The organism is Microbacterium sp. (assembly GCF_003248605.1).
Classification (GTDB): domain Bacteria; phylum Actinomycetota; class Actinomycetes; order Actinomycetales; family Microbacteriaceae; genus Microbacterium.
This window is the reverse complement of record NZ_QFPF01000117.1, coordinates 1-10,978: the sequence shown is the minus strand read 5'-3', so window position 1 is coordinate 10,978 and position 10,978 is coordinate 1. Positions and strand designations below refer to the sequence as shown.

Genomic DNA, 10,978 nt, shown 5'->3' with positions numbered 1-10,978 from the left:
TCTGGGTGCTCACGGCGCCCGACGGCGGGGCCGCAGGCCTCGCGCCCTTCGGCGTGACACCCGCGCCGATCTCCTGAGTCGCGAGGGAACGACACCGATGGCCGCAGCTGCAGGCAAGCGCACGAACTGGTTCGCGATCTGGATCTCCATAGCCGTCGTCGCCGTTCTCGTGGTCGCCGCGGTGGCTGTGGTCTGGATCAACAACAGCGCGACGTCGGCGGGCCCGGCGCCCGACTCGGGCATCGTGAACGCGGACACCGGCGCCATCTCGGTGGGAGATGGCGGCGACGTCGTCGCGACCTACATCGATTTCATGTGCCCGATCTGCAACCAGTTCGAGCAGATCTACGGTCAGACGCTCCAGGATCTCGTGGACGACGGATCGATCACGCTCGAGTACCACCCCGTGGCGATCCTGGATCGCTACTCGCAGGGGACCGAGTTCTCCACACGTGCCGCGAATGCGCTGTACTGCGTCGCGGAGTCCGCTCCCGAGGCGGTCACGCCGTTCGTCGTGTCGATGTACGAGAACCAGCCCGCAGAGGGCACGGCTGGACTGACGAATGAGCAGATCATCGGCATCGCCGCCGAAGCGGGAGCGGAGGATGCCGCCGCGTGCATCACCGATCGCACCTACGATCGCTTCGTCGCGGCGATGACGGGCGACATGCCCGCCGACGAGAACGGCAGTCGTGGGACTCCGACGGTCACGGTGAACGGTGAGCGCATCGAGCTGACGGGCGACCCGCAGCTCGACATCGTCGACCGGATCGGGTGAGAGGTGCGCGGCATTTGCCGGGTTGCGCGATATCACGTACACTAGATCTTTGGTGCCTTGCGCCTTCTTCGGCGTGTCTCTCTCGAGATGCCGGCACCATCCACCTATCCACCGCAGACCGACCGGTCTGCCAGGCGTAAGCGAGTGTATGGCCAAGAAAGACGGTGTCATCGAGATCGAAGGTGTGATCTCCGAGGCGCTTCCCAACGCGATGTTCCGCGTTGAGCTGAGCAACGGGCACAAGGTCCTCGCCACGATCTCGGGAAAGATGCGGCAGAACTACATCCGCATCATCCCCGAGGACCGCGTCGTCGTAGAGCTCAGCCCCTACGACCTCACGCGCGGCCGTATCGTCTATCGCTATCGCTAGACCGGTCGAGAAGTAACGGTCTCCGGCGGGCTCACGCCCGCGCGAGGCACGAAGACAGCGAAACAGGAAAATCATGAAGGTCAACCCGAGCGTCAAGCCCATCTGCGAGCACTGCAAGGTGATCCGCCGCCACGGGCGCGTGATGGTCATCTGCAAGTCCAACCCGCGCCACAAGCAGCGTCAGGGCTGAGTCGGCCGCGGCCCTTGAAGGCTGCGCAGACGAACAACTCAACACACAGAACGGCAGTTTCAGATCCCGCTCTCGAGCGGGGGACACCCCGGGGCGGAGGCCCGGGCACCGATCCTGCTCCACACCTCCTCGAACTCCTCTGGAGATGACATGGCACGTCTGGCCGGCGTCGACATCCCGCGCGACAAGCGCGTGGTGATCGCCCTCACTTACATCTACGGCGTGGGACGCACTCGCTCGAGCGAGATCCTCACCGCCACGGGCATCAGCCCCGACATCCGGGTCAAGGACCTGAGCGACGAGCAGCTCGTCTCGCTCCGCGATCACATCGAAGGCACCTACAAGGTGGAGGGTGACCTTCGCCGCGAGGTGGCCGCCGACATCCGCCGCAAGGTCGAGATCGGATCCTACGAGGGCCTGCGGCACCGTCGCGGCCTGCCCGTGCGCGGTCAGCGCACCAAGACCAACGCCCGCACGCGCAAGGGCCCCAAGCGCACCGTCGCCGGCAAGAAGAAGGCCGGCCGCAAGTAAGCGCGCCGCAGGTTTAGGAGAAGAGAACTCATGGCACAGGCCAAGACCGCCGCGCGCAAGCCGCGCCGCAAGGAGAAGAAGAACATCGCGCTGGGCCACGCCCACATCAAGTCGACGTTCAACAACACGATCGTCTCGATCACCGACCCGACGGGCGCTGTCATCAGCTGGGCTTCCTCGGGTGGCGTGGGCTTCAAGGGCTCCCGCAAGTCGACGCCCTACGCCGCGGGCATGGCGGCCGAGTCTGCCGCCCGCCAGGCGCAGGAGCACGGCGTGAAGAAGGTCGACGTCTTCGTGAAGGGCCCGGGCTCGGGCCGCGAGACCGCGATCCGCTCGCTCACCGCCGCGGGCCTCGAGGTCGGATCCATTCAGGATGTGACGCCCCAGGCGCACAACGGCTGCCGCCCGCCCAAGCGCCGTCGCGTCTGATCGCGAACTGTCGGGGCGCCCTCGGGCGTCCCGACATTCCGGTCCCCGCTGACCGGAGCCAGGATTTTCGCGGATGCTGCACGTCGGCGCCTCGCCGCCCGCCGGCATCCGCCCGAGAAAAACTCAACACCTCACCCATGCAAGTGTCATATAGCGGGCACTTAGCCGAAAGGAACACACAGTGCTCATCGCACAGCGTCCCACTCTGACCGAGGAAAAGATCGCGGAGTTCCGCAGCCGTTTTGTCATCGAGCCGCTGGAGCCCGGTTTCGGATACACGATCGGCAACGCCCTTCGCCGCAGCCTCCTGTCATCGATCCCCGGCGCGGCCGTCACGAGCATCCGCATCGACGGCGTCCTCCACGAGTTCACCACCATTCCCGGGGTCAAGGAGGATGTCACCGAGATCATCCTGAACCTCAAGCAGCTCGTCGTCTCGAGCGAGCGCGATGAGCCGATCACCGCGTACCTGCGCAAGACGGGCGCGGGCGAAGTCACCGCTGCCGACATCTCCGCCCCCGCCGGCGTCGAGGTGCACAACCCCGAGCTGGTCATCGCGACCCTCAACGACACCGCCAAGTTCGAGCTCGAGCTGACGATCGAGCGCGGCCGCGGCTACGTGTCGGCGACCCAGAACCGCAACGAGTACGCCGAGGCCGGCCAGATTCCGATCGACTCGATCTACTCGCCCGTGCTCAAGGTCAGCTACCGCGTGGACGCGACCCGTGCCGGTGAGCGCACCGACTTCGACAAGCTGGTGCTGGACGTCGAATCCAAGCCCTCGATCGCGCCCCGTGACGCCGTGGCCTCCGCCGGGCGCACCCTCACCGAGCTGTTCGGCCTCGCGCGCGAGCTGAACGTCGAGGCCGAGGGCATCGAGATCGGTCCCGCGCCGGTCGAGACCGTGCTCTCGAACGAGCTGTCGATGCCGATCGAGGATCTCGATCTGTCGGTGCGTTCGTACAACTGCCTCAAGCGCGAGGGCATCAACACGGTGTCGGAGCTCGTCGCCCTCTCCGAGACGCAGCTCATGAACATCCGCAATTTCGGTCAGAAGTCGGTCGACGAGGTACGCGACAAGCTCGTCTCGCTCGGCCTGTCACACGGGAGTAACGACACATCATGCCCAAGCCCACGAAGGGTCCCCGCCTCGGAGGCGGCCCCGCTCACGAGCGTCTGCTTCTTGCGAACCTCGCCGCGGCCCTGTTCACGCACCGCTCGATCAAGACGACCGAGACCAAGGCCAAGCGCCTGCGTCCGCTCGCCGAGCGCCTGATCACTTTCGCCAAGCGCGGCGACCTGCACGCTCGTCGGCGTGTGCTCTCGGTGATCGGCGACCGTGAGGTCGTGCACGTGCTGTTCACCGAGATCGCCCCGCTGGTTGCGGATCGCGAAGGCGGCTACACGCGCATCACCAAGGTCGGCAACCGCAAGGGCGACAACGCGCCCATGGCCGTGATCGAGCTCGTCCTCGAGCCCGTCACGCCCAAGGCGAAGTCGTCGAAGAAGAAGGACGCCGCAGCGTCCGCCCCCGTGGTTGAGGAGACTCCCGCCGAGGAGGAGGCCGCCGAGGCTCCCGCCGAGGGCGAGGCCGCGGACGGCGAGACCGCCGCGGATCAGGCCGCAGCCGGAGAGGCCGAGATCGCCGAGGCCGACGCCGAGAAGGCAACCGAAGAGAAGTAGGCGCCACGCCGACCGTCTTCGCGAATCGAAGCCCGCGCATCCCGTCGAGGGGTGCGCGGGCTTCGTCGTCAGGAGCCGGTGAGGAGCCGGGTGACGAGGGCGGAGCGCTGCTGCGAGCGTTCGAACTCGGCCTGCGCTCGCGCGTCCTCGACGGACTGCACGGCGCTCGCGACGGTGTCGGCGAACAGGCGCCCGCCCGCCGAACCAGGGTGGATGTGGTCTCCCGCGAGGGTGTCGGTGTGGGCGCCCGCGACGCCGGACCAATCCGCGACGACCACCCCGGGCCGCGACGCGGCGAACGCGGCCAGGTCTGCGTTGACGCCCTCGATCCAGTCGCGCGGCGCGAAGGCGTTCACCAGGATGAGGCTGCGGTCGGGGCCGACGATATCCGCCACTCTCGTCAGGGCGTCGGCGTTCACCGGGCCGTTCGTTCCGAGCGCGACGACGACATAGGGTCGGAGCTGTTCCGCATTCGACAACGACTCGAGGATGCCGGGCCCGGCATACATCGAGCGCGAGACCGCCGCGTCGACATGGATGCCCGGAAGTCGCTCGACCAGCCCTCCGGCCGAGGCGAGCATGACCGAGTCGCCGACAGCGGTGATCTGGTCTCCGGTCACCGTGGCGGGTTGCGGGGCGAGGGAGGGTTCTCCTGCCTCCGCGGGCGCCCTCGGCGGCGCCGGGTAGGTCGGCTTCGGTGTCGGTGTGGGTGCGACGCCGGACGAGATCTCGGCAGCGCGCGAGCGCTCCAGCGCGCGTGCGCCGGCTTCCACCGCGGACTCGGCGCTGGTTTCGCGCGGCGCGGCCGCGATCGCGCCCGTGGTGGCGCAGGCTGCGAGAGCGAATGCCGTCACCGACGTGACGGCGACAAAACGCATACGTGGCGTGCCATGCATGCGGCGGGCCCACAGCTTCGCGGAACCGCGGAAACCGAGGCGCCGCACGGGTTGTTCGACGAACCGGTAGGACAGTGTGGCCGCGCCCAGGGTGATCGCGAGGGCTGCGGCGCCCACAGCCGGCGGGATGGGCGCGCCCGGGCCCTCGAAGGCGGCCATGAGTAGGATCACGACGGGCCAGTGCCACAGGTAGATCCCATACGAACGCGCGCCCACCCACCGCAGCGGCGACACATCGATCGCTCGGCCGAACCATGACCCCGGCCAGGCGCCGGCGAGGATCGCGCCGAGCGTCAGCGCCGAGGCCGCGAGCAGGACCCCGGGAAAAGTCTGCGTCCCATCGGTGGGCACAAGCGACGCGAGCAGTACCAGAGCGGCGACGGCCGCGAAACCGCCCAGGGAGCTGATCGAACGAGCGAGAGGATGCAGCATCCATCTCGCCGGTGACTCCAGCGTGCTCTGCAGAGCGAACGCGAGCGCGACGCCGAGAAGGATGCCGAAGGCATGCGTATCGGTGCCGAAGTACGCCCGTGTCAGGTCGCCTCCGCCCGCGACGATCGCAGCCATCCAGGCAGCGGATGCGCCCGCCGCGGCGAGGGCGAGCACGGCTCGTGCCCAGACGGAGGGCACGAGCAAAACGAGGGGCAGAAGCAGGGGCCAGAGGACGTAGAACTGCTCTTCGACGGCAAGGGACCACAGATTGCGGAAGACCTCGGGGGTCGCGGCCTCGAAGTAACCGGCGCCGGCGGCGACGGACGCCCAGTTGTAGCTGAAGGTCAGGGCCCCGAGCACCTGTCTGCCCAGGCCGACCAGGACGTCGCCGCCGACGAACCACGCCCACAGTCCGCAGACGGCGATGAGCGTGACGAGCCCCGGCAGGAGCCGGCGCGCGCGTCGTCGCCAGAAGTCCAGGAGATCGATCCGGTGGGCCCGGGGGACGCCCGCGGCCGCCGCACGGGCGCTTTCGCGCAGAAGGAGCGAGGTGATGAGAAAGCCGCTGATGACGAAGAAGACGTCGACGCCGATGAAACCCTGGCGCAGCCACCACGCCGGAAACAGGTGATAGAGCACGACGAGCGCGACCGCGACCGCGCGCAGGCCGTCGAGGCCGGCGTAGCGGGGGCGGGGGGCGATGGTGGTCATGGCGGCGAAGGCAGACGAAGGCAGGCGAAGGACGGCGCGGGGGCGACGCGAGCCCGGAGCGGGTGGTCCCCGAAGTCCCCGTCGGAGTGCGTCCCCAGTGTACGTCGGTGCCGGTCGACACGCCCGCCGCCGGGGGCCGATCCGATGAGAATCCGCGCCTTACGCTGGACCGCCCTCCTCCCCTGGCGGTAGTCTGAGGCTGTCGGCGTGCACGGGGGATGCCGACGGTTTCTGGGGGAACCGATGCTGACTTTCGCGCTGGCCGAATCTGCTGTCACCAACTCGATCGGGCGCGCCATCAGCCTGAGTCTCGTCGCCGCGGAGTTCGGCGACGTCGAACTCTGGGCCGTCGACGACGGACCCACCTGGACGGGCGCGCGGCACTTCGATCTGACGGTGCACCGTTTCTCGGCGCACCGCCTCGACACGGTCATCGACCGCATCCGCGACGCCGCGCGCACGCAGCCGGTGCTGGTCTGGATCTCGAAGGGGCTCTCGCCCCTCGACCGCATCGCCCGGGCGGTGGCCGGAACCCGAGGCGTGACCATCGTGGCCGACTTCGATGACGATGACGTGAGCCTCATGCAGGAGCAGGTGCGCAAGTCGGTGAAGACCGCCCTGCATCTGAACATCCTGCACCGGAAGTCCCCCCTGCAGGTCGCGCGTGCGCAGCGTCGCACGGCCGCCGCCGCGTCCTCCTACACGTTCTCGAGCGACGCACTGCGGCGCACCTACCGCGAGCGCGAGCTCCCGGCACGTCCCTCCGCCGTGGTGGCCCATGCCCGCCCCACGTCCTGGCTCGCCCCGGCGCGTTCCACGCGTCGCCCGGGTCCGCTGCGGCTGGCCTACCTGGGCACGGTCCGTCCCCACAAGGGTGCGGACCGCATCCTCGCCCTCGTCGAGGCGATGCCCGACATCGAGTTCTCGAGCTTCTCGGGTTCCTTCCGGCCCGCCGGCGGCGGCGCCACGTGGCACGCGATCGGACCGGAGGCGTCGCTCCCGGATGTGTACGCCGACATCGACTTCACCCTGGTGCCGCAGGATCCTCGGTCCAGTGCGGCGCAGAACCAGCTGCCGTCCAAGATCGTGGAGGCGGCGGCGTTCGGCGTCGCCGTCGTGGCGACGCCCACACCCGTGATCGAGGAGTACTGCGCCGGGTCGTACATTCCGGTGCACGACTGGAGCGATCCGCGGGCCGTCGCCGCCAGCATCCGTGAGGCGGACCCGGTGGCGCTGGGCGCGGCGATGCGCCGGGTGTTCGTGGATCGGTTCGCGACCGAAGTCTCGGGCGTGGCAGTGGAGCAGCTGCTGCAGAGCACCCGTACGCGCCGGTCTCAGCCGGCCTGAGCACACGCCGAAAGAGCCGGTGCGCACCCGAGGGTGTGACACCGGCTCTTTCGTTTCTCGGGCGGGTCATCCGCAAGCGGTCCCCAAGCACCCGCCCGACGTTCTATACGCGCTGCAGCACGGGCAGTTCCGCGGCCTGTTCGGTGCGCAACCGGTCGACCAGCCGCCCCTCGGGCAGCTCGACGTCGGCGTAGGTCAGCACCTCGTCTTTGGCGATGTCGCGCACGGTGCGCGCGCCCTCGGCGACGCCGATGGGCAGCAGAGCCTCGGACGCCGTCGTATCGGCCCTCTCGGCCACGCCATAGGTGTGGTAACCACCCAAGCCGTCGATGACGGTGCCCGCGGGCAGGTCGGTCTTGGCGACGGCGATGACCTCGACGGTCGGAGCGCCGAGCGGCTCGAGCGCCGCGTCGCGGAAGATCACCGCGCGCGCCACCGTGTTGGGCACCTCGAAGTGACAGAGGTGATACGGCGTGTAGAAGCTGTAGAGCGGCCCCTCTCCCAGCTTGTACAGGTTGAGATAGTGCCGCTGTTTCGGGTCGTCGTGGGTTGCGAGCACATACACGCCGGGACCGGGCTTGGCGCCCACGACGTAGTCCACCACGCCGCCCAGCCGCTTCAGCTCGTCGACGTCGAACGTCGAGGTGAGCTCGTCGACGTGTCCCGCGTGGTCCGCTCCGCGCATCCCACGCTTCTCGACGGTCATTCCCGTGGCATTGGCGACGATCGCCTGCTCGAACGAGACCTTGGTGCCGTCCGCGAAGCTCGTGACCATGTAGGGATCCTGACCCCACTTCGCCGCGAACCCCGCCTGCGTCGTGGGCGTGCGGTACTCGTCCTGAAGCCCCTTGATATTGCCGCACACGAGTGGCGTCAGCCCGAGCCCCCGCACGAAGCGCACGAGGTTCATCTCCACGCCCGGCTGGTCTCCGTCGCATCCGGTCAGGATGACGCCGGCAGCCTTCGCGCGCTTGCTCAGGATCGGCCCGACGGTGCCGTCCACCTCGGCGTTCATCAGCACGATGTCCTTGCCGGCTGCGATCGCGTCCACGACCACGTGGCAGCCGTACTCCACGGCGCCCGTCGCCTCGACGAGGGCGTCGACGGATGCTGCGCCCACGGCCGCGCGATGGTCCGTGGTGATCGCCACGGCACCCGCCGCGACCGCCGCGTCGACTCCCGCGGCGTCGTGTACGACGCGCACGTCGGTGACACCCGCATCCACCAGCGCCTTCTCGGCCTTCTCGAGGGTGCGATTGACGACGACCGCCACACGCATGCCGGGCACGCTGTTGACGATCTGATTGATCAGTCCACGACCCATGAAACCGGCGCCGACGAGCGCCACCCCGATCGGGCGGCCCTCGTTCTCGCGCGCCTGCAGAGCTTTGTCGATGAGGATCACGGGGTGCCGCCCGTCACCGCGGCGAGCTGTTCGTCGGTCCACTCCGAGATCAGCGGCCAGGACGCATCCTTGGCCGAGATGTCGGCGACGGGCAGAGGCCAGGTCAGACCCAGGGCCGGGTCGTCGTGTCGCAGGCCGCGCTCGGCGGTCGGTGCGTACCCGCCCGAGACCATGTAGGTGACCTCGGTGTCGTCGACGAGCGTCTGGTAGCCGTGCGCGAAGTAAGCCGGCACGTACAGTGCGCGCCTGTTGTCGGCACTGAGTTCGACAGAGACGTGCTGCAAGCGGGTGGGGGAGCCCCAGCGCATATCGACGATCGTGTCGACGATCGCGCCCCGCGTGCACCGGATCAGCTTGGTCTCGGGACTCGGCGAGATCTGGAAGTGCATGCCGCGCAGAGTGCCGGCGCGGTAGTTGTACGAGATGTTCGCCTGCTCGATGTGCGGGTCCAGGCCCGCCGCGACGAACTCCGCGCGGTCGAAGGATCGGGCGAAGAAGCCACGGTCATCGCCGCGCTCCTCGAGGTCGATGATCGCGACGCCCTCGATGGGAGTGGTTCGGAAGATCACGGCTGCCTCCAGAAGAGGTTCTCGTCGACCTGGCCCGTGCGGATCAGGTACTCCAGCTGCTTGAGGCGCGTGAACCCGCGCCCCGTGAAGGATGCTTCGTCCAGGTCGATCGACTGGAAGATGGCGAGCAGCTGCTCCGCACCCTTGCGTGCGTTCCAGTCGCACTCGTACCCGGGCAGCACCTCGCGGATCCGGTCGAAGTTGACCTTGTAGCTGCGATTGTCGCCGCCCGCGGGACCGAACGAGACCTCGCAGCCGGGGAAGACATCACCGATGACCTCGGCGATCTCGCGCACCTGGTAGTTCTGCTCGTCCGAGCCCACATTGAAGATCTCGCCGTGCACGGATTCGCGCGGGGCGTTCAGCGACATGCGGATCGCCTTGGCGATGTCGAGCGCGTGCACGAGCGGACGCCACGGGGTGCCGTCGCTGGTCATCACGATCTTCTTCGTCGTCCAGGCCAACCCGGCGAGGTTGTTCAGGACGATGTCGAACCGCATGCGCGGCGACGCTCCGAACGCCGTGGCGTTGCGCAGGAAGGTGGGGGAGAACGAGTCATCCGCCATCGGGAGGACATCGCGCTCGACCATCGCCTTGCACTCCGCGTAGATCGTCTGAGGGTCGACGGGGGAGGACTCATCCACCACGCCATCGGCCACGCCGTAGACGCTGCAGGAGGACATGTAGATGAAACGCGACACCCCGGCGTTCTTCGCGAGCGTCGCGAGTCGCACAGAGCCCTCGTGGTTGATCGCCCTGGTGAGTCCGGGATTGAACTGCCCGAGCGGGTCGTTCGAGAGCTCCGCCATGTGCACGATCGCCTCGACACCCTCGAGGTCTGCCTCATCCACCTCTCGGATGTCCTTCGCGAGCGTCTTCGGGGTCGCGTCGACGCCGTTGTACAGCCAGCCGGCCTTGTAGAAGCCCGTGTCCACCGCGACGAGATCGTGCCCGTCGCGCAGGAGTTCGGGCGCGAGCACGGAGCCGAGGTATCCCTCGGTGCCAGTGACGAGAACCTTCATGATCAGGCCCACACCTTCCATGCCGCGTCGCCGGAGTCCCAGAGGCCGTTCAGCTCGGTCCAGTCCCGGAAGGTGTCCATGCCCATCCAGAAGCCCTCGTGCGTGAACACGCCGAGCTCGCCGTCGCTGGCAAGCGTCTGCATCGGCTTCTTCTCCAGGAGCAGGTCGGGGTCGTCGTCGAGGTAGCGGTCGACCATCTCGCGCTTGTGCGCGAAGAAGCCGCCCGAAACCCAGCCATCGGCCATGGTCGGCTTCTCGTTGAACTCGGTGACGCGTTCGCCCGAGACGTGCATCTCACCGAACCGGCTCGTCGGGTGCACACCCGTCACGGTCGAGACCAGACCGCTCGCCACGTGCTGGGTGTAGAGCGCGCCGATGTCGACGTTGCCGATCCCATCGCCGTAGGTCTGCAGGAAGTAGGGCTGATCGAGGTATGCCGCGACGCGCTTGATCCGCGCGCCGGTGCCGGTCTCGACGAGCGTGACCTCCCAATCCTCGGTCTGAGGATCCCCGTACCACTGGGGCGAGCCTCCGCTGGCGAGGTTGACAGTGACATCGCGGCCCTGGTCACCGTAGGTGAGGAAGAAGTCGCGGATCTGGTCACCCTTGTAGCCC

General features: G+C 68.2%; 13 protein-coding genes. 8 read left to right on the top strand and 5 right to left on the bottom strand.

The features are described 5' to 3' along the window. The first annotated feature begins 97 nt into the window (after window positions 1-97). From DI573_RS12895 to rplQ, 7 genes are all read left to right on the top strand, one after another. Window positions 98-778 carry a thioredoxin domain-containing protein gene (locus DI573_RS12895; protein WP_292815002.1) on the top strand — a complete coding sequence of 227 codons (681 nt, stop codon included), beginning with the start codon at window positions 98-100 and terminating at the stop codon, window positions 776-778. Between the two features lie 148 nt (window positions 779-926). Continuing rightward, the gene (gene infA, locus DI573_RS12890) at window positions 927-1,148 is read left to right on the top strand and encodes a translation initiation factor IF-1 (RefSeq protein WP_017201569.1); all 222 of its coding nucleotides are present in this window, start codon (window positions 927-929) and stop codon (window positions 1,146-1,148) included. Window positions 1,149-1,221: 73 nt separating this feature from the next. Then, window positions 1,222-1,338: a 50S ribosomal protein L36 gene (rpmJ, locus tag DI573_RS12885; RefSeq protein WP_292815000.1), complete on the top strand. Its 117-nt coding sequence runs from the start codon at window positions 1,222-1,224 to the stop codon at window positions 1,336-1,338. 150 nt (window positions 1,339-1,488) lie between these two features. Further along, window positions 1,489-1,869 carry a 30S ribosomal protein S13 gene (rpsM, locus tag DI573_RS12880; protein WP_292814997.1) on the top strand — a complete coding sequence of 127 codons (381 nt, stop codon included), beginning with the start codon at window positions 1,489-1,491 and terminating at the stop codon, window positions 1,867-1,869. A gap of 30 nt (window positions 1,870-1,899) precedes the next feature. After that, complete coding sequence (gene rpsK / locus DI573_RS12875) at window positions 1,900-2,298, top strand: 30S ribosomal protein S11 (RefSeq protein WP_292814994.1); 399 nt, start codon at window positions 1,900-1,902, stop codon at window positions 2,296-2,298. A 181-nt stretch (window positions 2,299-2,479) separates the two neighbouring features. Beyond that, on the top strand, window positions 2,480-3,574 hold the full coding sequence (locus DI573_RS12870) for a DNA-directed RNA polymerase subunit alpha (protein WP_292814991.1): 1,095 nt from the start codon (window positions 2,480-2,482) through the stop codon (window positions 3,572-3,574). Continuing rightward, the gene (gene rplQ, locus DI573_RS12865) at window positions 3,475-3,981 is read left to right on the top strand and encodes a 50S ribosomal protein L17 (RefSeq protein ID WP_292815004.1); all 507 of its coding nucleotides are present in this window, start codon (window positions 3,475-3,477) and stop codon (window positions 3,979-3,981) included. Before DI573_RS12870 ends, rplQ begins: the two co-directional genes overlap by 100 nt. A gap of 68 nt (window positions 3,982-4,049) precedes the next feature. Here the strand turns inward: rplQ and DI573_RS12860 are convergent, their stop codons facing one another. Beyond that, the gene (locus DI573_RS12860) at window positions 4,050-6,020 is read right to left on the bottom strand and encodes an acyltransferase family protein (protein WP_292814988.1); all 1,971 of its coding nucleotides are present in this window, start codon (window positions 6,018-6,020) and stop codon (window positions 4,050-4,052) included. Between the two features lie 243 nt (window positions 6,021-6,263). Here DI573_RS12860 and DI573_RS12855 point away from each other — a divergent pair, with 243 nt between their 5' ends. Continuing rightward, the gene (locus DI573_RS12855; RefSeq protein WP_292814985.1) at window positions 6,264-7,367 is read left to right on the top strand and encodes a hypothetical protein; all 1,104 of its coding nucleotides are present in this window, start codon (window positions 6,264-6,266) and stop codon (window positions 7,365-7,367) included. Window positions 7,368-7,470: 103 nt separating this feature from the next. On the opposite strand, the gene DI573_RS12850 is transcribed toward DI573_RS12855, so the two are convergent. From DI573_RS12850 to DI573_RS12835, 4 genes are all read right to left on the bottom strand, one after another. Next, the gene (locus tag DI573_RS12850; protein ID WP_292814982.1) at window positions 7,471-8,772 is read right to left on the bottom strand and encodes an SAF domain-containing protein; all 1,302 of its coding nucleotides are present in this window, start codon (window positions 8,770-8,772) and stop codon (window positions 7,471-7,473) included. After that, window positions 8,769-9,341: a dTDP-4-dehydrorhamnose 3,5-epimerase family protein gene (locus tag DI573_RS12845; RefSeq protein ID WP_292814978.1), complete on the bottom strand. Its 573-nt coding sequence runs from the start codon at window positions 9,339-9,341 to the stop codon at window positions 8,769-8,771. Before DI573_RS12845 ends, DI573_RS12850 begins: the two co-directional genes overlap by 4 nt. Beyond that, window positions 9,338-10,363: an SDR family oxidoreductase gene (locus DI573_RS12840; protein WP_292814975.1), complete on the bottom strand. Its 1,026-nt coding sequence runs from the start codon at window positions 10,361-10,363 to the stop codon at window positions 9,338-9,340. The genes DI573_RS12845 and DI573_RS12840 overlap by 4 nt, the downstream gene beginning before the upstream one ends. Before the next feature lie 2 nt (window positions 10,364-10,365). Beyond that, the coding region (locus tag DI573_RS12835) for a sugar phosphate nucleotidyltransferase (RefSeq protein WP_292814972.1) at window positions 10,366-10,978 on the bottom strand (613 nt) is incomplete at its 5' end.

Excerpts from the sequence above, each read along its gene's own strand:
- DI573_RS12895 (WP_292815002.1), top strand. The coding sequence starts at position 98 with ATGGCCGCAGCTGCAGGCAAGCGCACGAACTGGTTCGCGATCTGGATC.
- infA (WP_017201569.1), top strand. The coding sequence starts at position 927 with ATGGCCAAGAAAGACGGTGTCATCGAGATCGAAGGTGTGATCTCCGAG.
- rpmJ (WP_292815000.1), top strand. The coding sequence starts at position 1,222 with ATGAAGGTCAACCCGAGCGTCAAGCCCATCTGCGAGCACTGCAAGGTG.
- rpsM (WP_292814997.1), top strand. The coding sequence starts at position 1,489 with ATGGCACGTCTGGCCGGCGTCGACATCCCGCGCGACAAGCGCGTGGTG.
- rpsK (WP_292814994.1), top strand. The coding sequence starts at position 1,900 with ATGGCACAGGCCAAGACCGCCGCGCGCAAGCCGCGCCGCAAGGAGAAG.
- DI573_RS12860 (WP_292814988.1), bottom strand. The coding sequence starts at position 6,020 with ATGACCACCATCGCCCCCCGCCCCCGCTACGCCGGCCTCGACGGCCTG.
- DI573_RS12855 (WP_292814985.1), top strand. The coding sequence starts at position 6,264 with ATGCTGACTTTCGCGCTGGCCGAATCTGCTGTCACCAACTCGATCGGG.
- DI573_RS12840 (WP_292814975.1), bottom strand. The coding sequence starts at position 10,363 with ATGAAGGTTCTCGTCACTGGCACCGAGGGATACCTCGGCTCCGTGCTC.